The sequence below is a fragment of the Nocardia sp. NPDC049737 genome, assembly GCF_040674755.1.
GTDB lineage: Bacteria > Actinomycetota > Actinomycetes > Mycobacteriales > Mycobacteriaceae > Nocardia.
Genome location: NZ_JBFANH010000060.1, coordinates 1 through 24,083, shown reverse-complemented (window position 1 = coordinate 24,083; position 24,083 = coordinate 1). Strand labels below are relative to the sequence as shown.

The 24,083-nt window shown below is 63.9% G+C and carries 19 protein-coding genes and 1 pseudogene; 3 read left to right on the top strand and 17 right to left on the bottom strand.

Going from position 1 to position 24,083, the window contains the following annotated elements:
• A pseudogene (locus AB0J47_RS40615) lies at positions 1-519 on the top strand (hypothetical protein); the annotation flags it as partial.
• Positions 520-558: 39 nt separating this feature from the next.
• A complete protein-coding gene (locus tag AB0J47_RS40610) occupies positions 559-1,245 on the top strand; it encodes a WS/DGAT domain-containing protein (protein ID WP_364359526.1) in 687 nt (228 codons plus the stop codon).
• A gap of 203 nt (positions 1,246-1,448) precedes the next feature.
• Here AB0J47_RS40610 and AB0J47_RS40605 read toward each other — a convergent pair whose 3' ends face one another.
• The 17 genes from AB0J47_RS40605 to lipB all read right to left on the bottom strand — a co-directional run bounded on the left by AB0J47_RS40605 (position 1,449) and on the right by lipB (position 22,546).
• Positions 1,449-2,675, bottom strand: coding sequence for a helix-turn-helix domain-containing protein (locus AB0J47_RS40605; RefSeq protein WP_364359523.1), 1,227 nt, complete (start codon positions 2,673-2,675; stop codon positions 1,449-1,451).
• Positions 2,676-2,779: 104 nt separating this feature from the next.
• A complete protein-coding gene (locus tag AB0J47_RS40600; RefSeq protein ID WP_364359532.1) occupies positions 2,780-4,264 on the bottom strand; it encodes a long-chain fatty acid--CoA ligase in 1,485 nt (494 codons plus the stop codon).
• Between the two features lie 19 nt (positions 4,265-4,283).
• Positions 4,284-4,916 (bottom strand): hypothetical protein, encoded by a 633-nt coding sequence (locus AB0J47_RS40595; RefSeq protein ID WP_364359520.1) that lies wholly within the window; start codon positions 4,914-4,916, stop codon positions 4,284-4,286.
• Positions 4,913-5,476 (bottom strand): hypothetical protein, encoded by a 564-nt coding sequence (locus AB0J47_RS40590; RefSeq protein WP_364359517.1) that lies wholly within the window; start codon positions 5,474-5,476, stop codon positions 4,913-4,915. The genes AB0J47_RS40595 and AB0J47_RS40590 overlap by 4 nt, the downstream gene beginning before the upstream one ends.
• Positions 5,452-6,903 carry an MlaD family protein gene (locus tag AB0J47_RS40585; protein WP_364359514.1) on the bottom strand — a complete coding sequence of 484 codons (1,452 nt, stop codon included), beginning with the start codon at positions 6,901-6,903 and terminating at the stop codon, positions 5,452-5,454. The genes AB0J47_RS40590 and AB0J47_RS40585 overlap by 25 nt, the downstream gene beginning before the upstream one ends.
• Positions 6,900-8,027 carry an MCE family protein gene (locus tag AB0J47_RS40580; RefSeq protein ID WP_364359511.1) on the bottom strand — a complete coding sequence of 376 codons (1,128 nt, stop codon included), beginning with the start codon at positions 8,025-8,027 and terminating at the stop codon, positions 6,900-6,902. The genes AB0J47_RS40585 and AB0J47_RS40580 overlap by 4 nt, the downstream gene beginning before the upstream one ends.
• A complete protein-coding gene (locus AB0J47_RS40575) occupies positions 8,027-9,214 on the bottom strand; it encodes an MCE family protein (protein ID WP_364359508.1) in 1,188 nt (395 codons plus the stop codon). Before AB0J47_RS40575 ends, AB0J47_RS40580 begins: the two co-directional genes overlap by 1 nt.
• On the bottom strand, positions 9,214-10,170 hold the full coding sequence (locus tag AB0J47_RS40570) for an MCE family protein (RefSeq protein WP_364359529.1): 957 nt from the start codon (positions 10,168-10,170) through the stop codon (positions 9,214-9,216). Before AB0J47_RS40570 ends, AB0J47_RS40575 begins: the two co-directional genes overlap by 1 nt.
• 40 nt (positions 10,171-10,210) lie before the next feature.
• On the bottom strand, positions 10,211-11,230 hold the full coding sequence (locus AB0J47_RS40565; protein WP_364359505.1) for an MCE family protein: 1,020 nt from the start codon (positions 11,228-11,230) through the stop codon (positions 10,211-10,213).
• Positions 11,227-12,393, bottom strand: coding sequence for an MCE family protein (locus AB0J47_RS40560; protein WP_364359502.1), 1,167 nt, complete (start codon positions 12,391-12,393; stop codon positions 11,227-11,229). The genes AB0J47_RS40565 and AB0J47_RS40560 overlap by 4 nt, the downstream gene beginning before the upstream one ends.
• Positions 12,390-13,277 (bottom strand): ABC transporter permease, encoded by an 888-nt coding sequence (locus AB0J47_RS40555; protein ID WP_364359499.1) that lies wholly within the window; start codon positions 13,275-13,277, stop codon positions 12,390-12,392. Before AB0J47_RS40555 ends, AB0J47_RS40560 begins: the two co-directional genes overlap by 4 nt.
• A 10-nt stretch (positions 13,278-13,287) precedes the next feature.
• Positions 13,288-14,085 (bottom strand): ABC transporter permease, encoded by a 798-nt coding sequence (locus AB0J47_RS40550; protein WP_364359496.1) that lies wholly within the window; start codon positions 14,083-14,085, stop codon positions 13,288-13,290.
• A gap of 357 nt (positions 14,086-14,442) precedes the next feature.
• Positions 14,443-16,305: a GMC family oxidoreductase gene (locus tag AB0J47_RS40545; protein ID WP_364359493.1), complete on the bottom strand. Its 1,863-nt coding sequence runs from the start codon at positions 16,303-16,305 to the stop codon at positions 14,443-14,445.
• Positions 16,306-16,585: 280 nt separating this feature from the next.
• A complete protein-coding gene (locus AB0J47_RS40540) occupies positions 16,586-17,989 on the bottom strand; it encodes an aldehyde dehydrogenase family protein (RefSeq protein ID WP_364359490.1) in 1,404 nt (467 codons plus the stop codon).
• Between the two features lie 140 nt (positions 17,990-18,129).
• On the bottom strand, positions 18,130-20,139 hold the full coding sequence (locus AB0J47_RS40535; protein WP_364359487.1) for a fatty acid desaturase: 2,010 nt from the start codon (positions 20,137-20,139) through the stop codon (positions 18,130-18,132).
• 135 nt (positions 20,140-20,274) lie between these two features.
• On the bottom strand, positions 20,275-21,516 hold the full coding sequence (locus AB0J47_RS40530; protein ID WP_364359483.1) for a helix-turn-helix domain-containing protein: 1,242 nt from the start codon (positions 21,514-21,516) through the stop codon (positions 20,275-20,277).
• A gap of 352 nt (positions 21,517-21,868) precedes the next feature.
• On the bottom strand, positions 21,869-22,546 hold the full coding sequence (gene lipB, locus AB0J47_RS40525; protein ID WP_364359480.1) for a lipoyl(octanoyl) transferase LipB: 678 nt from the start codon (positions 22,544-22,546) through the stop codon (positions 21,869-21,871).
• Between the two features lie 404 nt (positions 22,547-22,950).
• Between lipB and AB0J47_RS40520 the strand changes: the two genes are divergently transcribed.
• Positions 22,951-23,436 (top strand): hypothetical protein, encoded by a 486-nt coding sequence (locus AB0J47_RS40520; protein ID WP_364359477.1) that lies wholly within the window; start codon positions 22,951-22,953, stop codon positions 23,434-23,436.
• Positions 23,437-24,083 lie beyond the last annotated feature (647 nt).

The following is a 24,083-nucleotide window of genomic DNA, read 5'->3' as shown; positions in this document are numbered from 1 at the left end:
CCGGCCGCCGGACCGAACCGCCTGACGAGCCGGCTTCGTCGGCTCCAAGGGGTCGGCGTCGTGGCGAAGGCATCCAGCGGTGCCTACGCGTTGACGGAGTTCGGTGAGGGACTGCGGACGCCCGTCATCGGCTTCGGGCTCTGGGGACTCGGTCTGATGTCAGAGGGAATCGAGCCGGAAACGGCCCGACCCGACATGGTCGCGCTCTGTATGACGGGAGCGGTCTCCCCGAATCTGCTGTCGGGCCTGAACCTCGTGTGCGTCGTACACACTCCCGAGGTCTTCACGATGAGCGTTCGCGAGTCTGCGCTGTCGGTGGCGTCCGGGGAATCAGAGTCGGAGTCGCCGATCAGGCTCCACTGTTCGTCCGCGACCTTCATCGCGTTGACCATGGGCACGCTCACCTTGGCGCAAGCTCGCTGGGCCGGTGACGCCCGCGTGCTGGGCAAGGGCACAGGCCTTCCCAAGTTGTTCACGGCATTCGCGGCCACCACCTGGGAGTTCAAAGCAGCTCTCTGAGCCTGATCTTGCATGCGAGTCCTCGGTGGTTTCGCCACAATGGTTGGCACACCGGACTTTTCCCACGCTCTGGCCGACGAACAGCTCGCCGATGCGGTACTCGAACAAGGCATCAACGATGTGTTCATCGGAATCTGCGCCGGCGCTCTGCGTCGTTATCTCAGCGAATTCCATGAGGTGCCGCAGGAGAGCCTCGTGGCCGGAACGCCGGTCTCGGTTCGTCGCGCGGGGGACGGTCGCGGTAACGCGGTCGCTATGGTCATTGCGAAACTGTTCACCGATATTGCCGACCCGATCGACCGGATCAAACTGGTCAGCCGGTCGACCACGCTCGCCAAGCAGAAGTTCTATGATCTGCCGCAGGTGGTCGGCGATTACTACGGAGTGTTGACGAACGGCCCCTTCATCCTGCAGAACATCATCGGAATTGCGGGCCGCTCCCGGCCACCCTTCAATCTGGTGATGTCCAATGTCCCAGGTCCGCTGGAACCGCTGTATCTGTGCGGTGCACGGGTGCAGGAGACCTATCCGATTTCGTTGCTGGCGCACGGACAGGCGCTCAACATCACCGTGCTCTCCAGTGCCGGGCGGTTCAACGTCGGGTTCGTCGGCTGCCGAGATCGGCTACCGCACATGCAAAGACTCGCGGTCTACACAGGCGAGGCGTTGGATGAAATTGAGGCCATGCTCGGACTCGTCGTGCCGGAACTCCAGGAAGCGAAGTAGTCCGTTGAGACGGGACGCTGCCCGGCCACAGATCGGGCAGCGTCCTCTACTGGGAGGGCCTATTGCCCGAGGAATTTCAGGGCCACGGTGACCAACACTTCGCGATTCTGGAGGATGGCGCCATGTCCGGCGTCGGCGTACAGCTCGGTTGGGCGCACGAACTCTGCTCCGCGATTTATGCACCCGCCTGCACCTCTCGGCTGTCAAGCAAGTTCGGTCAGGACGGATCTGCCGAGCCAGTGGCAGGCCCGCAGTGCGATTTCGATGTCCAGCCGGTGTAATTCGATACGGCGGCAGATTTCCTCCTCGGCTCGGCGAACCCGGTAGAGCACCGAATTGCGGTGGAGGGCGAGTTGCTGGGCCGTGGCGGTATAGCTGCTTCCGCTCAGGAGGAATGCGCGCAACGTTTCCCGAAGACGGGCGTGCGATGGGTCATCGAGCGCGAGCCGGCCCAGCGTCTCTGCAACCCACGCCTTTGTGGCTGGGAGATCGTCGCAGAGCGGAGCGATGGCGCCGATCTCGGAGAAGGTTGCCACCATGGGCACGTCGTCCGCCGCGGCGAGCATGACCTTGTATGCCTGACGCGCCTGCTGATGGCTCCGGCGGAATGCGGAGATACCAATGCCTGCTTCTCCCGCCGCGACTGAGATTCCCGCCGCGAGCTTTTGCACCGCTTCCATCAGATTCCCACGGGTCGGGGTGTGTGCGAGAGGTAGCCAGGCCCAGCCGGTTCCTTGATCACGTGGCAGGAACAAAGGGCGCTGGGCGCAGCCGAGCTCGTCGGCGAGGTCGTTGGTGAATCGGGCGAGGTTGGCGACATACGTGCCTGCCTGCTCGGCGAGTGGGGACCAGACAATCAGGGATAGGTGTCTGCGGTGTGACAAGCGGTAGCGGAGTGTGGTTTCGACGCCGGCGAGGTCATCGGGCTCGGAGTCGAGCAATTGGAGGATGAGCGCCTCGCGCGTCGCGTTGCGGTCCTGCAGCCACCGATCGCGTTCCTCTTCATAGGCTTCGAGAACCTGTTCGGTCACGCTGTCGATGTAGGCGAAGTTCGCCGTGGCGAGCCGGCGGGCGACGGCGGCAACCAGTTGCGGGTCACTGACCTTGGTCTCGACGATTGCCAAGGCATGCTGCAGAGCCGTGTCCTGGGCAAGCCGGTACGCACGGACGAGCGCCCGAACCGGAATGCCGTGCTGGGCAAGACGACGGGCGTACTCGGTGGCTGCGGGCGGGGCCTCCGCAGCGCCGATGTCGGCACCGTACTGAAGAAAAGGCAGCACGGTTTCGACGTTGCCCTCGATGCTCGCGATCAACAGTTTGTCGAGACCCGCATCGCCGCGCAATTCCATGATCTCGCGCGAAAGCCGTTGGTAGAGCTTGCGAACCAAGGTTCCACGGCCGTGGCTGAGCTCCTCGCCGACCGCTGCCACGCAAGTTGCGGTCAGTGCCTCTAGGTCCAGCGATCCGTTTTGCATCAACTGATCAGCGCTCGGCCGACTGGTAGGCGATGACGGCCGGCGGCATATCTTTCCTTTCAGAGGGTGATTTCGCGCTTGAGGATTTTCCCGGTCGGACCCTTCGGAAGTGTGTCTACGATGTGGACCTGGCGCGGGTATTTGTATGCGGCAACGCGCTCCTTGACGAAGTCGCGCAATTCTTCAGCGGTAACAGTGGCACCGGGTTTGAGGGCGACGGCGGCACCGACTTCCTCGCCGAGTTCGCCATGGGCCACACCGAGCACCGCCGCCTCGGCGATATCGGGGTGCTCGTAGAGCACCTCTTCGATTTCACGTGGATACACGTTGTAGCCGCCGCGAATGATCATGTCCTTCTTGCGGTCGACGATGAAGTAGTTGCCGTTCTCGTCTACTCGACCGAGATCGCCGGTGTGGAACCAGCCGTCGATGATGGTCTCGGCTGTCTCCTCGGGCTTGTTCCAATAACCCTTCATGATGTTGTCGCCACGGATCACGATCTCACCGATGGCACCGTCTGCTACGGCGCGGCCATCGTTGTCGACCACCTTCAACTCGACACCTCGGACCGGAGTTCCGATGGAACCGGGGACACGGGTCCTGTCGGGGTGAGCGAAACAAGCGGCGGGCGAAGTCTCCGACAGCCCGTATCCTTCGAGCAGAACACACCCGAACTGCTTCTCGAATGCGTGCAAAACCTCAACCGGCAGTGCGGATCCGCCGCTGACACAGACGCGCAGCGCGCCGAGATCGACGTCGGCCGCGCCCGGTTGGTTCAGCAACGCCGAGTACATCGTCGGCACTCCCCCGAAGATCGTCACCCCATCCCGGACCAGAATTTCCAGAACTTTGGCCGGGTCGAACCTCGGCAGCAGTGTCAGCGTCGCGCCCACCCGCACAGCGACGTTCAACCCACATGTCTGCCCGAACACGTGGAACAGCGGTAGCCCACCGAAAATCACGTCCTCGGAACGCGCGTGAATCAGTGTCTCGGCGCACACGTCTACATTGCCCGCGAGATTGGAGTGAGTCAGCTCCGCTCCCTTCGGCTGACCGGTGGTGCCCGAGGTGTACAGGATTACCGCGGTGTCATCGGGTTGGCGATCGACCATGATGTCGCGCGGCTCGGTGGCCATCACCCGATCGAGAAACGCAATCGGATCAACCGTGATCACGCTAGCGCCCGTCCGCTCGGCACCTGCGGAGGCTTCGGCGTCGAAGCCCTGCCAGACAAAAATGATCTTGGCACCGGAATCGCGCAGATAGTAGGCGACTTCACGCTCTTTGAGCAATGGGTTCATCGGCACGACGATTGCCCCGGCGCGCAGGATGCCGTAGTAGAGAGCGGCGAACTGCGGGACGTTCGGGAGCATGATCGCGACCCGATCCCCCACCGCGACATCGTATTCGGCCAGTATCCCGGAGACCCGCTGACTGAGCGCTTCCAGTTGCGCGTACGAGATGGTTACTTCATCGAGTCGAATCGCGATTTGAGCCGAGTGGTTGCGCGCGGTGATCACGAGATTTTCAGCAAGGTTCATCAGCTATTTCCTTCTTCGGATATCAGACGGGCGTGATGTCGGAGATCAGCCATTGGCCGTCGACCTTGGTCATGCCGACTCGAATTCGGCTGCCATCCAGGCGAGGTCCTTGGTATTTGGTGCTCGAGGTCTCTTGGTTGAGAAATAGCAGCACTGTGACTTTGTCGGCGGCCGCGGTGACGATCGACGATTCGACAACCTTCGCCGTGGTGATGATCGAATCTCGGTGGGCGATGGGGATGATCACCTTCGAACTGAGTTCGGCGAAATCACTCCGGAACTTGCCGGTCAGATTGTCTGTGCCCCTAGGGAATTCGGTGTCGATCGTATTGAAGTTGTACGACAGCACGGTGGAGATCTTCGATCGCGCCGATTCCTGAGCGGACTGCGCGGCGGCCGTTGTCGCTTTGTGCTGCGAAACGCTGCGTCCGAAGACAACCGTCGTGGTGGTCGCCGCGCCCAGCAGCAGCACCAGTACGACAAAGGTGGTGATCGTCGTCCGCTTGTTCATCGTCGACAGGCGCCGGAACCAGCGTTGTGGGAGGCGCTGTCGCGACCCGCCCGCCTGTGCCGAGGACTCGGCATTGTCGAGTTCTTCCAGGTCGAGTTCTTCTACATCGACATCGACCGCGTTGTCGGTGGCGCCGGCGGTCATGCGACGAACTCCACGTTCGAGACGAGCCATCGGCCGCCGGTGTGGTCGAGAGTCATCTTCATGCGGTAGACCCGCTGCTGTCCCTCGGGGGCTTCGGTGTTCTTAACCGTGGAAGTAACCGCTGTCAGCACGGTGGCCTGGCTGTCATTGATCGCGACGATCCCGGCTTCCTTGACCTCCCCGGTGGATTCGACGTTGCCGTTGCGCAGCACCGTGACGAAATTGCCGGAGATCTTGTCCCATTGGTCACGGAACGATCCGGTCGAATCGGCGGCGATCGCCCCGAGATTCTTTTCTGCCGAGGCATGATCGAGCGTGATCAACTGGACGGCAATGCGGCGGGCAGTGTCGAGTACGGCATGGTCGCGGCTGTCGTCCTGTTGGTTGTGCCGGACATCGAGCCACAGCTGCATGCTGACGCCACCCAACGCCACCACGGCCGCGGCGAGAACGGCGATAGCCCATACCCGCCATGACGGACCCGGACGTGACCGCGGTTCCCCCACTCCGGAGTCGGACGCGACCTCGGCCACGTCTACTTGATCAGCAGTGATTGCCATCCCTGGTACTCCTTTGCTTGGGTGACCGATTGGGCCGAGTGCCCAAGGACATAGGTGATCCCGTCCGGTCCACGGAAAGTCCCGTCGTATTCCGCATACGGGGTGGTGATCGCCGCCGGGGTGGAAGGGGGTGGCATCGGGGCGGGAACGGCCGGCGCGGCTTTGCCGGGATCGGAGAGTTGCGGAGCCGCGCCCGGTGCGGGATCACCGGGATGGGCGAGCATCCCCGGCCAGGTCGAGGGCAGTCCGCCTGGGCAATTCGCCACCTCGGCGGTACGGACCGTGGGATCGCTGGCGCATGGAAGGTTTCGGGCGCCGCGGACCACCTTCGGGTTATCGGGGGAAATGCGGCAATAGTTGTTGGCGGACACCTCGGCGGGACCTGTATCCGAGGGGTCGCGGCGGACGGTGCCCTGGTAGCCCTCCGTGCACGGTGGTGAGTTCTCGGTGTTTCCCAGTTTGACGTCCAGTGGGATCTGCGCGCCCATGGTGTCACCGTTCGTCTGGAACCCACCGCCGACGAAGCTGGAGTTCAACGCTGTTGCCAGCGCCGGATATACGACGAGGATCTGCCGAACACCCGCGATATCGACCCGCAGCACCTGTCCCAAGGTTTGCAGGTCGGCCAGCAGCACCGGGAGCGGCGTCGTGAGGTCGGCGAGCGTACCGGAGATGGTATCGGCGGTGGCGGGGCCTTGCTCCAGTACCTCCCGCACTTGCTCGTCGCTCTGCGCCAACTGCTCGGTGAACCCGGCCAAATCCCGAGTCGCGGAATGGATTTCGGTCCGGACCGAGGTTCCGGTGCGCAGCAGCGGCTCGGCGTCGGACAGCAGGGTGAGGGTGGGATCGATATCGGCTTGCGCGAGGGCGAGCAGATCGGCGGAAGAGTCGATCAGTGTCGCCAGGGCGGGGCCGGTGCCGTTGACGGCCTGGAAGGTTTCGTCTATCGCGGTTCGCAGCGAGTCGGTGGATACGCTCTTCAGCAGCGTCTGTGTTTGGTCGAGCACTCGCGCGGTGGGTATCGGCACACTGGTCTTCGACCGCGGGATGGCGCTGCCGTCCCGGAGGTAAGGGCCTTTGTCGTCGGAAGGAATCAGATCCACATACTGTTCACCGATCGCCGACATGCTCTTGATGGCTGCTCCCGCCGAGGCCGGGATTCGGTAGTCGTTGCGCAGTTGCATGCGCACACGCACGAGATCGCCCTCGAGATCTATTCCGGCGACGCGGCCGACCTCCACCCCGCGATAGGTGACCGCACCGGATTCGTACACCCCGCTCCCGTTCTCGAAATCCGCTGTCACCGTGTATGTTCCGAGTCCGGTGAGCCGCTGGATGCCCACGTAGTTGACCAGGCCGTAGAGCAGACTCACCACGGCGAGCAGCGTGAAAGCCATGAGCTGGCCCTTGACGAGACGGGTCTTCATCGCGGTCCCCCATTCGGGTCGGCTGCCGGCGCCATCCCATCGGCAGACGCCGGCAGGGTCGGTGCGATGAGCGGATTCACGGCGCGATTGGACATGGGGACCAGGCGGTTGAACGGAATACTGCCGAGGACCTTGTTCTGGATGCCTTCAACGGTGAGGTCGAGAGTGAGGAACAGGTTGAGGTAGTCGCCCTTGATGGCCCGCTCGGCCACCGTGACCGGGAACGGGAAGCTGAGGGCGAGCAGCAGTGCCCCGCTGAGATCGGAACCGGCCGCGGCGAGCTGGGTCAGTGTGGGCTGCAAGTTGTGCAGGTCGGCGCTGAGGTTGTCGCGGCTGTCGTGCAGCACCGCCGCGGCTTGCGCGCCGAATTTCCCGGTACTGTCGAGCATGGTCGTGAGCTGTGCCTTCTGCTCGTCGAGCACGGCCAACGCCGGTTGGATCTGCTCGATGCCGGTGCCGAGTGTGTCCTTCTGCGCGGCAAGCTCTTTCGCCAGCGCGTCGAGGCTGTCGATGGCGCGCACAATATTGTCGCGCTGAGTGTCCAGCCCGTTGGCGAAGGTCGCGAGCCGTTCGAAGGATCGGTTGATCGCCTCCTCCCGGCCGCCGAATGCCTGGTTCAGTTCGGCCAGGATGGTCCGGATCTGTTCCAGCCCACTGCCATTGAGCACCAGCGACAGGGCCGCGAGTACGTTCTCGGTCGCCGGGTACTCCGAGGTCGCCGCCAGCGGAATCACGTCGCCGTCACGCAGCAACCGGTCCGACTTACTCTGCGACGGCGAGATCAGCTCGAGGTATTGGGCGCCGAGCACACTGGTCTGCGCCAACCGGGCGGTGGTGTTCGCGGGTAGCCGAACGCTCTTGTCGATCTCGAGGGTGATGTCGGCGTGGTAGTCACGGACGGTGATCGCGGTGATGGTGCCGACGGTGACGTCGTCGGCCTTGACGAAGGAATTGGCGATCAGGTTCTGGGTATCGCGCAGCTGAACTTGAATGGTGTATGAGCCGTGATGAATCGTATTGCCCGGCAACGGGATTGAATTGGCGCCGTCGAAACGGCAGCCGGCGGTCAGCAGTGCCGCGATCAGCAGCACTCCACCGGCGCTCAGTCGTGCAGAAGCTTTCATCAGCGGGCTCCGGGGACTAGGAGATCGGACAGTCCGGGGATGACCGGCTGCGCGGACGGGCCGGGGGTGGGGACGGGTGATGAGCCCGCGCCCGTGGCGGCGCGTACGGCGGCGCCGAAGAGATCACCGAATTGCGCACTGGCGCGCGAACATTCGGCCGGTGGGGCGTCGACTGTGGTGAGCAGCGCGCAGATCAGCGACATCGGATCCGGGAAGTCCGGGATATTGGCGTTGGCGGTGGCCGATTTCGAGGACGGGTCGTAGATGTTGTAGAGGTCGTCGATGGTGGTCGGCGCGGCATGGAGGATCTGGGCGAGGTCGTCCTCACGGTCGATCAGCAGCGAGGTGATCCGGGTCAGTGAGGTGACATCGGATTTCAGTGCGTCGCGATTCTCGGCGACGAGGGTACGGATCTCGGGCAGCATCGCCTGAACCGCGTGCAGCGCCGCGTTGAGTTGAGTCCGGTTGTCGTTCAACAGATTCGACACTCCGGCCAGCTGGTCGACGAAAGTACGGACCTGTCCGTCGTTCGCGGCGAGCGCCGAGATCACGGTTTGCAGGTTCCGCACGGTAGCGAACAGGTCGGGGCCGCCATCGGCGAGCGTTTGCATCGCCTTGGACAGGTTGACCAGTGTGTCGTTCAGCGTTGCGCCATTGCCTCGTAGCGCGCTCGCGGTGGCGTCGGTGAATCGGGCCAGCGGGCCGATCGGGTCGCCGGATTCCGGTCCGAGCTGGGTGGCCAGGTCGGTGACCTGCTTCTTGATCTCGTCGAACGGTACCGGGACGGCGGTGCGTTCGAGTGGAATCACCGCGCCGTCTTGAAGTTCGGGCTCCGAACCGCGTTTCGGAATGAGCTGGATGTAGCGGCCCGATACCAGGGTGGGGGCCACGATCACGGCGTGGGTGTCGGCGCTCACCGGGTGTGCCGAGTCGAAATGCAGGGTGACACGGACGCGATCACCCGCGGGCGTGATGTCGTCGACCGCGCCGATCGGCACACCGCGCAGCGTGACGCGGTCTCCGGTATACAGACCGGCCGAGTTGCCGAAGTACGCGGTGACGCGGACGGTCGCGTTCCGAGTGAGCCCGAAGGTGACACCGGTACTGATCAGCGCCGCGACGAGCAGCGCGGCGAGAATCCGTCCGGGCGTGGGGATGCGGGACCAGCCCGCGCGCAGTGTGGTCATCATCGGCCTCCTCCCGGGCTGCCGGGCTGCTGTCCATTGAGGTTCGCGGGCGTGATGTTGTGCAGGAGCACACCGAAGAACGGTCCGCTGCCGACGACCTCACCCATTTGGGTCACGTACGGCCGCAAACCGGAGATCGCGGAGTTGATGTTGTCGTAGTTGGAGTTCAGCAGCGCAAGGACTCGATCGAGGTTGGCCAGCATGGGCGCGAGTGCCTGCTTGTTGTCCTGAGCCAGCCCATGCAGTTCGGTGCTGACATCGCGAACATCGACCAGCAGTGCGCGGATCGTGGCGGCACGGTCGTTGAGTGCCGCGAACAGTGAACCGCCATCGGTGACCAGAGTCGTGAGGTTCTGATTGCGTTGGGCGAGAATCCCGGTCACGCTGCCGGTGTGGTCGAGGAGATCGCGCAATGCGCCGTCGCGGGACGCGATCGTTTGCGATAGCCGCGACACCCCGTCCAGTGCGGGGCGCAGGTTCGCGGGCAACGCGGCGAGCACCTTCGAGACACTGTCCACGGCATCGGCCAGCTGGGCCTTGTCGGTGTCGGCCAACTTCGACGTGAGCTGATTCAGCGATTCGGTGAGGTCGTAGCCGGAGGTTGTGTGGTCCAACGGAATTCGATCACCGATGGTGCCGTCGCCGTCCGGCCGCAACTCGACATAGCGGCGGCCGAGCGCCGTTTCGACCTTGATCGCGGCGGTCGTGCGAGTACCCAGACGCTGATCATGGGTGTCCACGCGCAGGGCGATATCGACGTGGTCGCCGCCCAGCGTGATGCGGTCGACCGTACCTACCTTGATGCCCGAAATCTGCACGGCGTCACCGGCGTTCAGGCCGCTGGCATCGGCGAACTCGGCCACCATCGTCTGATGTCCCGGCAGCCCGGGGATGCGCTGGTAATTGAACGCGCCGACGAGCAGGGCAACGGCAATGCCAGTGCCCACCAAGCCCATTCGTACGGGGTTACGTTCGGAGAAGGGTTTCATTGCGGCGTCACTTGCACCTTTCGGCCGGGACGGTGAACGTCGGCGAGTCCTGGTAGCCGGAGCCACCGATCGCCGGGTACCGGATCGTGAGACCACAGAGAAAGAAATTGACGAAACTGCCGTAACTGCTGGCCCGCCCCGCCAGGCGATAGGTGATGGGCAGCTTCGCGAGCAACAGCGACAGCGAGTCGGAATTGGCATCGAGGTTGCCCGCCAGCTGTTGCAGCTGTGCGACGTCACCGGCGATGGCGGGGCGGTCGTCGCGCAGTAGTCCGGCGATTTCGGCGGTGCCCGAGTCGATGCCGGTCAGACCTGCGGTTATGGTGTCCCGATCCGCGTTGAGACCGCTGACGACCTGTTGCAAGTCGACGACCAGTGTGTCGAATTGCTTGCCGCGCTGATCGATTACCGCAAGCGCCGCGCCGAGATTGTCGATCGTCGATCCGATGACCTGGTCGCGATCGGCCAGCGTATTGCCCAGTGAGCCGATCTGCTCCACGAACGCGGCGATATTCTGCTCCTGGCCGTTGAGCACCGCGATCAACGATCCCGACAGCCTGTTGGCCTGGTCCGGGTCCAATCCCTGTAGGAGCGGCTTGAAACCATTGACGAGACTGTCGATGTCGAGCGCCGGAGCAGTCTGGGTAACGGGAATGGGATCCTGCTCGGAACGCACGCCTGAACCGTCGGGTTCGACGGTCAACTCCAGGTAGCGATCGCCGACCAGATTCTTGTATCTGATCGCGGCACGCGAACTGATATGGACTTCGATGTCCCGGTCGACGGTGAAGGCCACCTGCACGAGCCGATCGTGAGCGAATTCGACGGATTTCACCTTGCCGACCGGCACTCCGGCGAGCTTGACGTCATCGCCGGATTTCATGCCCGAGGCCGAGGTGAACAGCGCACGGTAGGTGTGGGTCGGCACGAAACGCAATTCGCCGACGACCACGACGAGCATGGCCGAGATGACCGTAGTGATCACCAGGAAGATAATCAGCTTGAGTCCGGCGTGGCGGGCGATCATCGTGTCAGTCCATATATCAGTGCGGCGAACGGGTTACCCAGCAGATCCTCCGGACCGCGAATCGGCCCGTATACCGTTGTGCCGGTGTCGAAGTCGATATGGCCCGCAGCTGGGCTCTCCTTCGTGTAGGGGTATCCATAACAGGAGGGAGCGCCGTTGGCACCGTTCACGGGCAGATCCTTGTCATAGCGGTAGGGCGCGTCACCCAGCAAGAGGCTGCTCAGGATGTTCAAACCGGGCCGCCCACCGCCGAGCGCGTTCTCGAGGAACCCGCGATCGTGATCGAGAGCCGACAGCAAGCAGGTGAACGACGGAGACTGTTCCGCGAGCACCCCGGTGGTCGGTTCCAGTGCGTCGGCGGCACCGATCAACGGCGCGGACGAAGCGCTCGTGAATGCGGCTCCGGTATTGCCGAATTGGGTGAACGAGAGCAGGAAGGCGCTCAGGCTCGCCTGCTTCTCGACGAGGGTGGTGCTGGTCGTCGACAGATTCTTCAGCGTGGCCATGACATCCGGTGTGACCGCTGCCAAGGTGTCGAGATTGTCGGCCAGCAGTGGCACGTCGCGCCGCAATGTCGGTATCGCCTCGTTGAACTGCCCGAGGTAGCGATCGGTGGACACCAGTAGGTCGCCGAACCGCGCGCCGTGCCCGTCCAGGGCGGTGCCGAGCGCGGCCAGTGTCGCGTTAACCTTTTGCGGCTCAACGGTTTTCAGTAGGGCGAGCAGTGTGTCGAACACGTCGTTCACTTCGACGCTGACCTTCGACCCATCGATCGTCGAGCCCGCACCGAGTGTCGTCGCCGCCGGTTGATCCGGCCAGACCAGGGTGACGAATTTGCGCCCGAACAGGGTGGTCGGGGCGATCTCGGCGCCGACGTTCGCCGGAATCCGCCGCGCCTGGCCGGGATTCAGGTCCAAGGTCAGCTTCGCCCGATCGTTGTCGACTTCGACGGCGCTGACCCGCCCGATGACCACGCCGCGCACCTTCACATCGGATCCGGGCCCCATCAGCAGCCCGGCCCGGTCGGCGAGCAGGTAGACGCGAGTGCTGGCGACGAATTCGCCACTGCAGGAGGCGATTGCGCCGGTCCAGGCAAGTACGAAGGCGGCGATGGCGCTGATGCCGAGCAGCAGGGCGCGGCGCCGGGAGACTTCCAGGGTCATCCGGACACCCGAACGGTCGAGTGGACGCCGCCGTAGACGGCGACTCCGATGATCAGGTCGATGATCATGATCGCGATCAACGAGGTGCGCACCGCCCGGCCCACCGCCACCCCGACACCCGCGGGGCCGCCCGCGGCGTGATAGCCGTGATAGCAGTGCACCGACATGATGACCACCGAGAACACGATGACTTTCAACAGCGACCACAGCACGTCGGTCGGCACGAGGAAGAGATTGAAGTAGTGGTCGTAGGTGCCCGGTGACTGTCCGGACAGCACGATGCTGACAAATTGGGTCGAGGCGTAGCCCATGAACAGCGCGATGCCATAGAGCGGGATAATCGCGAGCAGCCCGGCCAGGATGCGGGTCGTCACCAGATACGGAACCGAGGGAATCGACATCACCTCGAGTGCGTCGATCTCCTCGCTCACCCGCATCGCACCCAACTGCGCGGTGAACCCAGCGCCCACGGTCGCGGTCAACGCGACACCGGCCACCACCGGAATGGCCTCACGCGTATTGAAGAATGCGGAAATGAATCCGGACATCGCTTCGACGCCGACGCGCCCGAGCGAGGTGGCTCCCTGCTGGCCGACCTCGTAACCGGCGGCGGCGGTGAGGAATCCGATGACAACAACGGTGCCGCCGATCACCGCGAGCGCACCGGATCCCAGACTGACCTCGGCGATCAAGCGGACCACCTCACCGCGATAGCGGCGCAGTGTGCGTGGAATCCAACCGATTCCGTGCAAGTGAAACGACAGTTGGTGGCCGAGGCCGCCGACGGCGTCGCCGGGGCGCGCAGCGGCGGCGGTTACGCTGCGCCCCCACGACTTCCGTCGTAGCAGCTCGGCCGCGGACGGCTGTTGGCTGGTGATGGTCATATCGGTCCGTTCATTGCAGCCACAGGGTGGTGATGATGGAGTTGGCCAGGAATAACAAGACGAAGCTGAAAACGACGGTCTGATTGACGGCGTCCCCGACCCCTTTCGGGCCGCCCTTCGCATGTAGACCCAGATGGCATGCGACCAGCGCGGCCAACAGCCCGAATATCCCGGCTTTGAGCTCGCTGACCAGCAGATCCGGTATCCCGGTCAAAAGCGGAATCGCGGTAATGAACTGGCCGGGTGTCGCGCCCTGGAGATAGACCGCGTAGAGGTAGCCACCGGCCAGGCCGACTGCGGTGACCAGTCCGTTCAAGAACAGCGCGACGACCGTGGAGGCGAGCACCCGAGGCACGACGAGCCGATGTATCGGGTCGATGCCCAGCACCCGCATCGCGTCGATCTCCTCGCGGATGGTCCGTGCGCCCAAGTCCGCACAGATCGCCGTCGCGCCTGCACCGGCCACCACCAAAACGGTTGCTACCGGACCGATCTCGCGAATCACGGCGATTCCGGCGCCAGCGCCGGACAGGTCGATGGCTCCGATCTCGTTGAGCAGCACATTGATCTGAAAGATCACCATGACGCAGAACGGGATCGCGATCAGCAAGGTCGGCATAATCGATACACTGGCGATGAACCAGGCCTGATGAACGAACTCCCGAAATTGGAAGGGCCGCCGGGGCAGCGTCCGCAGGGTATCCAGCGTGGTGCCGAAAAACTCTCCCACCGCACGTGGGACGACCTCCGCGGCGGACCGTGTTCTGTCCCAGCGGGCAGGCGAGGAGATCTCGCCGGATTCCACCATCGTTGAACCTTTCAGAAATCTGAAACCGATTAACCGGCCCGCGATCACACCGCGCTGAAGTCGCTGTCCATATCCGCCCGCCGCGAACCGCAGCGGCCGGGTCGCCGCACCGGACAACTCACCGAACCGATGACCCAGAAAACCGCTGATTCAGCGGCCTCCTAGAAGATCTTTCGTAGGATCTGCAGCGCCCGTTTGCCGTACGGGGATAGATCAGCTGCAGATCCGGCGTCGAGGTCGCCCTCCTCGAATTCGGTGGGCCGGATTTTCAACATCGAAGATCTATTTCTGTCCGCACGGCACGGACGGTCTCAGCGGCCCGGTCGGTGATCGCAGCGGCGGATCGAAGCGACGTCCTCACCGGTGAATCTCCTTGTCGGAACATGCAGTCCAGTTCGATGGCCGGGCCGGGCTGTCGTCCAGTACCGGCCCTGGTCGGCCCTGCAGCTTCCTACCGGAATTGCTAGTGGTGGCGGCACCGAACGCTGCATCCGGCCAGTCGGCCCGACCATCGGTGTCTCCGTTGGTGATGCCGACGATGGGCAGCCGGAGGGCGGCCGGCGCGGCCGGCGGCACTACCGGGTGCGCGGGCGCGATCGGCGCGACCCGCTGGTACGCCGCACCCGGTGCGGGGCGCGGATCGGCGTGACCGCGGTTGGGCCATAACGACATCGCACGTTCAGCCAGTGCGGTAATGGTGAGCGAGGGGTTCACGCCCAGATTCGCCGAGATGGTCGATCCGTCGACGACGTGCAGGCCGGGATAACCGAACAGCCGGTGGTAGGGGTCGACGACGCCGGTCTCTGCGCTGTCGCCGATAGCGCAGCCGCCGATGAAGTGCCCGGTCATCGGAATGTTGAAGACGCTGCTGCTGGTGGCCGCCGCGGGGACACCGTCGATCTTCTCGGCCAGCCGCCGCGCGACCTCGTGGCCGGCCGGGATCCAGGCCGGATTCGGTTGTCCCTCACCCTGTTTGGTGGTCATGCGTCGGCCGAACAGGCCGCGCCGGGTGTAGGAGGTGAGCGAGTTGTCCGCCGACTGCATCACCAGCAGGCCGATCGTCTGTTCCGACCAGCGACGCGGATTGTGGATCCGGACCAGATCCCGGCGGCTCCGGCCGAGTTCACGCAGCCAGTCCAGTCCGCGCGGGCCGTCGCCGCTGACCATCACGGTGGTCAACAGTGATATGACGTTGCTGCCCTTGCCGTATCGCAACGGTTCCACGTGCGTGTCCGGATCCGGGTGGACGGAGGAGGTGATCGCGATGCCCTTGGAGAAGTCGCGGGACTTGTCTCGGCTGCGAACCGCCAGCAGCTCCTCGGAATTGGTCCGGGTCAAATACCCGAGCCGGGCGGACAGGTCGGGGAGCGAGCCCCGGTCGCGCAGCCGGTGCAGCAGCTGCTGCGTGCCCAGCGCAGCGGCGGCGAACACGACCTGCTCGGCGGTGAATCGCTGCCGCCGCTTGCGCATCCACCGGCCGGTGCGGGCCGTGGTGACCTGGTAACCGCCGTCCGGCAGTGGGCGGACATCGGTCACTGTCGTCAGCGGATGCACGGTGGCGCCGGCCTGCTCGGCCAGATAGAGGTAGTTCTTCACCAGTGTGTTCTTGGCGTTGTGCCGGCAGCCGGTCATACATTCGCCGCAGTGGGTGCAGGCGCGCCGGTCCGGCCCGGCGCCGCCGAAGAACGGGTCGGGAACATCCTCGCCCGGCCGGCGCCCGGGCCCGCCGAAGAACACACCCACCGGTGTGCGCTGGTAGGTGTCGGCGATTCCCATGTCCTGCGCGACCTCCGCGATGACGCGGTCCGCAGGCGTGATCGCCGGATTGACAGTGACACCCAGCATGCGCTTCGCCTGGTCGTAATGCGCGGCCAGCTCGGCCTTCCAGTCGGTAATACGCGCCCACTGGCCGTCGGCAAAGAAGGTATCCGGCGGCTCGTACAGGGTGTTTGCGTATACCAGGGAGCCGCCGCCCACCCCGGCTCCGGCCAGCACAAAAGTGTCCTTGAGTAGCGTCATCCGCTGAATTCCGTAGCATCCCAGCGCCGGTGCCCATAGGTAGCGCCGGATACGCCACGAGGTTTGCGGGAACTCGTCGTCGGCGAACCGGCGGCCGGCCTCGAAAACACCGACGCGGTAACCTTTCTCGGTCAGGCGCAGCGCGCTCACGCTGCCACCGAAGCCCGAGCCGACGACTATGACGTCGTAATCGAAAGTCATGGGCACTTTACCTTTCAGGATCGCGTTCAGGCGAGGCGAGGTCATCCGGAAGTCGGAGGGATTCGAACCGCTGGTCTCGCGACGGTAGGCGGTCACGGTTCTTTCACTTGTAGCCTGTCCCGCCCACACCCAGCGATTTCTACCGCTGTGGGTATCAGGAGCGGGGACAGGATCAGCCCGAACAGCGGCACGAGGATTGTCGGTTTGGGTTCCGGTCATCGGCGGGAGTCTTCGGAATCTCAGAGATCCCTTCGCAGGGCGAATTTTCGGGGGCAAGTAGCTAGAAGATCTTTCGTAGGATTTGCAGCGCCCGTTTGCTGTACGGGGGATAGATCAGCTGCAGATCCGGGTGGAAGGTCTTGCGCAACACCGATTTCCGGTGACTGAGTGCTTCGAACCCCCAGCGGCCGTGGTAGGCGCCCATGCCACTGGCGCCGACACCTCCGAACGGAAGCTGCGGCACCAGGCAGTGCATGGCAACATGGTTGATCACCGCACCGCCGGACGGGATCTCGTCCACCAGGCGCTCGCCCACCGCCGCCGATTTCGTGAAGTAGTACCCGGCAAGCGGTTTCGGCCGGGAGTTCACGAACGAGATCGCATCGTCGAGGCTTTCGTACGACAGCACCGGCAGGATAGGTCCGAAGATCTCCTCCTGCATGACCGCATCGTCGGGATCCGGGTCGACGATCACGGTCGGCTCGATCGACAACGACGCCTCGGTGACCCGCCCGCCCAGCGCGATCGTGCCGCGCGTCCGCGCGAGATAGGTAGCCAGTCGGGCGAATTGGCGCTCGTTGACGATCCGGCGGCCGACTGCGCCCCCCTCCCCCTCGAATTGCTCGATCGCCGCTACGATCTCGTCCACCAGCCGATCCCGGATACGGTGATCGGCCAGCACGTAGTCCGGCGCGATGCAGGTCTGTCCCGAGTTCACGCACTTGACCCAGGCGATCCGGCGGGCCGCGATAGCGAGGTCGGCGTCGGCGGTCACGATTACCGGGCTTTTACCGCCGAGCTCCAAGGTCACCGGAGTCAGCGTCGCCGCGGCCGCGGCCATGATCTTCCTTCCGATTTGGTCGCCGCCGGTGAACAGTACGTGGTCGAAACCCTGCGCCAGCAGCTCCTGGGTGACCGGGGCGTCGCCCTCGACCACGACGACCGCCTCGGAGTCCAGGTATTCCGGAACCAGCCGAGCCAGTAGGGCCGAGGTGGCCGGCGCCAACTCGGACGGCTTGAGCACCGCGCAGTTCCCCGCGGCGAGCGCGGCCACCAGCGGCGAAAGAGTCAGGTACACCGGGTAATTCCACGGGCCGATGACCAGAACGACGCCGAGCGGCTCGTACTGCACCCAGGCCGAACCCGGATACTGCACCAGCGACAGCGGCTGCCGCCGCCGACGCATCCACCGGCGCAGGTGTTTCAGGGCGAACACGGCCTCACCCCTGGTGGACGATATATCGCCCAACCAGGCTTCGGCCCGGCTGCGTCCAAGATCACTAGCCAGCGCGGCTACGATCTGATCCTCCTGCTCATCAAGCAGCCGGATCACGTTCCGCAACTGCTCCGCACGCCAAGTGCGGTCTCGGGTCCGGCCCGAGGCGAACTCGCGGCGAACCCGTGCCATCGCATCGGGGATGTCGGGCAAATTGGAGACCGCTGTTGCGGTAGTCGGTATAGACATCTTCGTTACCTCTGAGGAGTTCCGTCACGCCTTCGGCGACGGAATCAGGCCGTGTTCGAGAAGTAGTTCCGTGCCCGCGACGCTGGCACGAAAGTGTTTGTCGTGCAGGGTGCGTCGTTGACCGGAATGAGTGAGGTCCCTCAGCTGTCGTAGTCGACTGCGACCGTTGGGGTGGTGGGATGAGATTGACAGGTCAGTACGAAGCCGGCGTCGACCTCGGCTGGGGTAAGCGCAAAATTTTGCTCCATCGATACCGCTCCTGTTGTGATTCTGGCTTTGCACGTGCCACACGCGCCGCCAAGACAGGCATACGGCGCATCGATATTGTTTTTCAGCGCGGATTCGAGGACGGTCTCGCCCGCGGCGAGTTCCACGGTGTGATGCGCGCCGGACAGAGTGATGGTCACTTCGGACTCGCGGAAGGCATCGACGTGTGTGGATCGGTTCGTGCCGCGGAACAGTTCGAGGTGTATCCGCTCGGTCGGCACTCCTTCGGATGCGAGGTCCTCGCGCATTGTCGTGACGAGATCGTTCGGGCCGCACAGGTACCACCGGTCGATCGAAGTGACGTCGGTGGCGAGCAACTGTTGAACCATCGCCAGGTCGATACGGCCACGAACAGCGGCGGGGTGGTGCGCCTCGCCTGAGCGGATGTGGAATATGCGTAACCGGTCTGCATATCGAGATTCGAGCTCATCGAGTTCGGAGGCGAACATGGTCGACTCTGCGGTTCTGTTGCCGTAGAAGAGGATGAAGCGACTCTCGGTCTCGATCTCCATCGTGGTGCGCATGATGGACAGGATGGGCGTGATGCCGCTCCCTGCCGCCACCGCGACATAGTCGCGCCGAGCGAGTGGATCAAGGGGTGCGCCGAAGCTACCCGTGGGCGTCATCAGCTCCAGGACGTCACCGACTCGCAGCGTTTCGACCGCGAAGGTCGAGAACATCCCGCCCGCGATGTGCCGTACTCCGATCGCCAGTTCTCCCGATGTGGCCGAGGTGCAGATCGAGTAGTTTCGCCGCAGCTCCCGCCCACCGATGCGGTGTCGAACGGTCAGGTGTTGGCCCGCCTGGAATTGGAACTGGTCGCGCAGGTGATCGGGAACGTCGAAAGTGACTTTGACGCTGTCCGGAGTCAGGGGCTCGACGCTTGTGACGGGGATCGGGTGGGCGCTGGCATGGCGTGCCGCGGAGGAACGCGGCATTCGGACCGGGAGCAGTGCGGCTAGTTTGCCGTTGAGGCGTTTCCACTCGCGGTACTGCGTGGCGTCGAGCTGCTGCCCGAAGACGGTGCCTATTGCCGAGTCGCGCTCGAGGTAGGCGGCCTCATTGCGTCGCCAGACCGCGACGTAGCGGTAGAAGGGAATGGAGGGATGCAAGTGGTGGACCAGGTGGTAGTTCTGCGACAAGAGCAGGGGAGTCAGGATCCACTCCGAGCCGACGCGGTTTCGGGTCGCGCGATAGCGGTTCTCGCGCTGAGTGTCTTCCAGGTCGTGGTGGGGTAGCCAGTCGAACCACCACGCGAGCACGAACATCGCCACCCGCCCGGGAATCAGGCAGATCACCGCGAGCGTCCACAGCTGTCCGGCGAAAGCCGCCGCCACGATCACCGTCACCGAAAAGGTCATCAACGCCGCCGTTTCCAGGACCTCGGCGCGTGGGCGCCGGCGCAGGTGACGCACCAAGAAACCGATATACGGCAGGTCCATTGCCGGGAAACGGATCGGCAGCTGCCACCAGGGCGCCGCGCTGACGAAGTGATCGGGATCGAACTCACCGTCATTGGTATTGCGGTGGTGCTCGATATGGATGAACGCGAACGACTTGAATGAGATCAGCGGCGAGACGAAGAACATTGCCACGCGACCGAAGGCGACGTTGACCCAGCGATGGGAGCTGATCGAGTAATGCGAGGCGTCGTGCAACACGGTGAACAGGACGAAGATTGCCGCGGAGCTCGCGGCGATGGTGGCGATCGCAGGCAAAGCGTCGGTGAGCGCGGCCCAGGTCGAGGCGCCGAAGAGCGCAAGCGCACATGTGAAGATGCCGACTATCGGCCAGGACAGCGTAGGAACTTGCTCGCCCGGATCAGGCAAAGCGTGCTGCGAGGCGGCTGCTGGGGGTTGGGGGTGTCGAGTCGTAGTCGACATCTGACTCCTCCTTCGCGCTTCGGGATGAGATGCCTCACAACGTACAAACGGCTGGTATTGGTCAACAAGGCCATCTCAGCCCTCTCCGGTGTGCTGCGAGCACATCCCGACGCACTCGGGCTTCCGTCAGTACGGCTATGACTCCCGCAAAACCGAGGCCCCCAGCACGTCGCAGACGAGGAGGGCGGCGTGCAGTTCGGCGATCTTGACAGTTGCGGGCCGGCCCCTGCGCTCTTCGGCACGACGCACCCTCTGCAGGACCGTGTTCCGGTGGATTCCCAAGGTGCGTGCCGCGATCACCAGACTCCCTTGCGCGTCGAGCACAGCCAGGAGTGCGGCGCGCTCGCCGCGCTCTTTCGCGTCGTCGCGTGCGAGAGCGCCGAGCTGAGCGGCGACGAAGGCTCGCGCCGCATCCAGGTCACGCGAGATGGCATCCACCAACGCGACATCGCTGAACTGAGTAATCGATGGCGCCACGCGACCGGACAGTTCGATGACCCGGCGAGTGCGTAGAGCCTCCAGGTGGGAGGTACGGAAGCCGGCAGCCCCCGGATAGGGCGAGCCCACCGCGATGTGAACGTTTTTACTTTCGCCGGGAAACTCCGTCGCCATGCCCGTGAGCGAAGTCCTCACCTCCCCCGTGATCGATGCCCATCCCCACACCGCGAGTGGACCGTCCGCCATGACGAGCGAGTGACCCGCCCCAAGGAACCTTCCAACCTGCCGAGCGAATCCCTCGAGGTCGACGCCACGGTCGTCGACCCAGCACACGAAGGCGATCTGCCGACCGGTGAGCCGGTGGCCGAGCACACGTTCGGCCCGGGCGATGTCGACACGTTCCCCAGCGAGCAAGGCGCGCACGACATCGGCGCGCTCGGCCCTTGCCTGGTTCTGGCGTCGGTCGAGCTCGGCGACGTACTCGTCAGCCACAAGAGTGGAGATGCGGTCGATGTATCGAAACCCGTACCGCTCGAGATCGACAAACGTCCGCAACGCGATGGCGGGGTCGTCGATCCGTTCAGTGAGCGATTCGGAAAGCTTCTCGGTGAAGTACTCATGTCCCAACCGATAGAACCGCAGCATCACATCGACGCTGTGCCCCCGTGATGCCATTGCTCGCGCGTGTTCGAGCGCCGTTACCGGCGCCTCCGCCGCCGCTACATCGATCCCATGGCGAACCATCGAAAGTACCGCTTCGAGATTCGACGAGCACGATCCCAAGGTCAGGCCGCGAAGCTCAGCATCCCCAGCGACCTCCGGTATCCGCTCGACTATGTACCTCTGCATGTCGTCGGCCAGGCTGGACACATTCGCCAGCAAATACGCAGCAATACCCCTTCCAGCCTCCACACCGTGAGCCGGCTCCAGCGCCTCCATATCTGCACACTAACCTCGACCGAACTGCTACAGCCGACCGTTCACGATCGACCCAGCAACGGAGTTGTTGCGTGGCTGAGACGCGAGGACCTGTCTGCTGGTCCGGCCGGAACCCCTCATCGAGAAACCGCGCCACTGATCGGATACGCGCACTGCCGCGACACATCCATCTCGGCAGCCACATGAGCGGGTCCATGACCACCCACCAAGATCCGATCGACCAACAATCGCCGGCCATCTACCCCGGTCACGAAATCTCCGGTATTCAGGTTCGTCTCGGTAGCCAAACCCTCTACTGGCGACCTCACCCATTCCCGCTCACCGGCCACGTCCGCACCGGCATGAGCCGCGGCTACATAGGACACTCTGTTGCACTGGTTTGCCAACGTCGAACTGCTCCGAGCGCTGCCGCTACGGCCGCTCGCACCGCCTCTTCTGAAGGGGTGGGCATTCCCATGGCAGTGGCCATCTCCGCGATGGAGGTCATCGTCACCTCGGGCAGCCCGCAGGCGGTGAATGCCGAAAACGCGGTCAGGTCTGGCGCGATATTCAGAGCAAACCCATGGCTCGTCACGCCGCCGCGAATCCGCATACCGATCGAGGCAACCTTCTTGTGCTCCAACGTCCAGACTCCGACCAGGCTCTGAGCCATGGCCGGCGTGTCACGCCGAACAGCCCGCAGGCCAAGCGAATCCAAGGCGCTGATCAAGCCTTGTTCCAGCCAGCGCACGATATCCCCGGGGCCGCGCTGACGGAGATCGACCACCAGATAACCCATCAGCTGCCCCGGTCCGTGGTAGGTCGCTTGACCCCCTCTGTTCACCTCGACCAGAGGAATCTCGGTCTGCAGCGGCAATTCATGACGGGGGGTCCGGACACCATAGGTGATCACTGCGGGATGAGTGAGCAATACCAGCCGATCCGCAATCAGCCCCTCTCGCCGCTCTCGAACCCAGGTTTCCATCTGCGCAACGGCCTCGAGATACGGGACCTCGCCCAGATCAACCCACTCCAGCTCACCCTCGCTCACACTCGGCCCTCTCTGTGCTACATGCATACCCGACCGACAGACGGGATTGCGGCTCATAAGCATGTCAGGAGGCAGCAGACTCGGGACCGGTGTGCTCGCTCGCTTCTACGGCAAGTGCGGCACCAAGCAGCACTTCCGCGGCCACGCGTGCCAGCGGTCATGAGGCGATTCCGAAGAGCTTTGTCGTGGGGTTATGCCGCATTCGCAATGGACCGTGCTCGCAGTGTGCTGATCCCCTGCCGCCCACGAATCCCACCGCGACCGTCGACGGCGAATGCCTGTGCGTCTCGTGTGTCGATGAGCTGTCGGTGTGCGTCGAATGCGGTGGGCACACCCGCAGCCCGCGCCTCCCCAGCGAAGAGACTCTGCTGTGCGCGCGGTGTGTGTCCGTATGGGAGCGGTGCGTGGACTGCCAGAACTACAGCCGCGCCACCACGACGGCGGTCGGTGCCCGCGAGATCTGTGGCAACTGCGTCCGCGAATACCAATCCTGCGACGACTGCGCCCGGCTGTGCACCGACACCTACGGCGTCCAAGACGGAAACCGGGTGTGCGACACCTGCCTCGATGAGGTACCGCGAATGCGCTGCGTGCTTCGATCTCATCCCCTACGACGAGACCTACCGCCGGGACTGCGCCCGTCCCGGCCATCCTGTGGTCTACGGCTACGACTACAAACCCGTCCACGCTTCCACGGCGACGGCCCACTGTTCCTGGGGCTCGAACTCGAAATCAAAACCACCCCCGCCACTTTCGACAATCCCGTCGACACCGTGCTGGCCCACGCCGGTGACCTCGCCTACCTGAAGGAGGATTCCTCGATCAGCCCGTGTGGCTTCGAGCTGGTCACCCACCCCGTGTCGTATGAGTACGCGCCTGAATTGCGTTAACGCAGCCGAAGTCAAACCAGTTCCCCAACAGTTACCCAAGGTAGGCGTCGGTCACGACTACCCAAGACGGACCGTTCATCTTCGGCAACCATGAATGGTGGCGCCACCACCAAGAATAAGGTTTCATGGGTGAGGGAGAATCAGCACGCGGGTTGCGCAGTCAGGCAACCGCATGCTTACAGTAACCCCAGTCCCATTCTCCCCACCACTGTCCCGAAGCCGAAACGCGATACGCCAGTTGGACAGTCACCACCCACTATCGGCAACAAGCGGGCACGTCAGCAGCGAGCAACCGTTGACCGACAACGTCGAGGACGGCCGCGAGTGGACCGCCGAAGAACCGGCCTACCTCGACAAGATCCAAGAACAACTGGCTGCGCCCCTTACGGAACGACAACTCGCCATACTTCGCCGCTGCTGGCACGGAAGCTACACATCAGACCAATGAGCGCCTGTGCCGACTGTGCCCGCTCCGCCACAACGATGATCCTCCGTGCCCCTCCGGACCATCACCTCGACACCATTGTCCACCGCAGCTCACCCAACGAGCCCCCCGCTAACCCGCGGCAGCATGATATTGCTCGCGATGCTCGATCCAAGGCCGTTGGCGCTCTTCCTCACTCATCGCCAACAACTCACGCAACTTC

What these genes read in the sequence shown, in the direction of transcription:
- AB0J47_RS40610 (WP_364359526.1), top strand. Translation starts at nt 559, where the DNA reads ATGGTTGGCACACCGGACTTTTCCCACGCTCTGGCCGACGAACAGCTC.
- AB0J47_RS40595 (WP_364359520.1), bottom strand. Translation starts at nt 4,916, where the DNA reads ATGACCGCCGGCGCCACCGACAACGCGGTCGATGTCGATGTAGAAGAA.
- AB0J47_RS40590 (WP_364359517.1), bottom strand. Translation starts at nt 5,476, where the DNA reads ATGGCAATCACTGCTGATCAAGTAGACGTGGCCGAGGTCGCGTCCGAC.
- AB0J47_RS40585 (WP_364359514.1), bottom strand. Translation starts at nt 6,903, where the DNA reads ATGAAGACCCGTCTCGTCAAGGGCCAGCTCATGGCTTTCACGCTGCTC.
- AB0J47_RS40580 (WP_364359511.1), bottom strand. Translation starts at nt 8,027, where the DNA reads ATGAAAGCTTCTGCACGACTGAGCGCCGGTGGAGTGCTGCTGATCGCG.
- AB0J47_RS40575 (WP_364359508.1), bottom strand. Translation starts at nt 9,214, where the DNA reads ATGACCACACTGCGCGCGGGCTGGTCCCGCATCCCCACGCCCGGACGG.
- AB0J47_RS40570 (WP_364359529.1), bottom strand. Translation starts at nt 10,170, where the DNA reads ATGGGCTTGGTGGGCACTGGCATTGCCGTTGCCCTGCTCGTCGGCGCG.
- AB0J47_RS40565 (WP_364359505.1), bottom strand. Translation starts at nt 11,230, where the DNA reads ATGATCGCCCGCCACGCCGGACTCAAGCTGATTATCTTCCTGGTGATC.
- AB0J47_RS40560 (WP_364359502.1), bottom strand. Translation starts at nt 12,393, where the DNA reads ATGACCCTGGAAGTCTCCCGGCGCCGCGCCCTGCTGCTCGGCATCAGC.
- AB0J47_RS40555 (WP_364359499.1), bottom strand. Translation starts at nt 13,277, where the DNA reads ATGACCATCACCAGCCAACAGCCGTCCGCGGCCGAGCTGCTACGACGG.
- AB0J47_RS40550 (WP_364359496.1), bottom strand. Translation starts at nt 14,085, where the DNA reads ATGGTGGAATCCGGCGAGATCTCCTCGCCTGCCCGCTGGGACAGAACA.
- AB0J47_RS40545 (WP_364359493.1), bottom strand. Translation starts at nt 16,305, where the DNA reads ATGACTTTCGATTACGACGTCATAGTCGTCGGCTCGGGCTTCGGTGGC.
- AB0J47_RS40540 (WP_364359490.1), bottom strand. Translation starts at nt 17,989, where the DNA reads ATGTCTATACCGACTACCGCAACAGCGGTCTCCAATTTGCCCGACATC.
- AB0J47_RS40535 (WP_364359487.1), bottom strand. Translation starts at nt 20,139, where the DNA reads ATGTCGACTACGACTCGACACCCCCAACCCCCAGCAGCCGCCTCGCAG.
- AB0J47_RS40530 (WP_364359483.1), bottom strand. Translation starts at nt 21,516, where the DNA reads ATGGAGGCGCTGGAGCCGGCTCACGGTGTGGAGGCTGGAAGGGGTATT.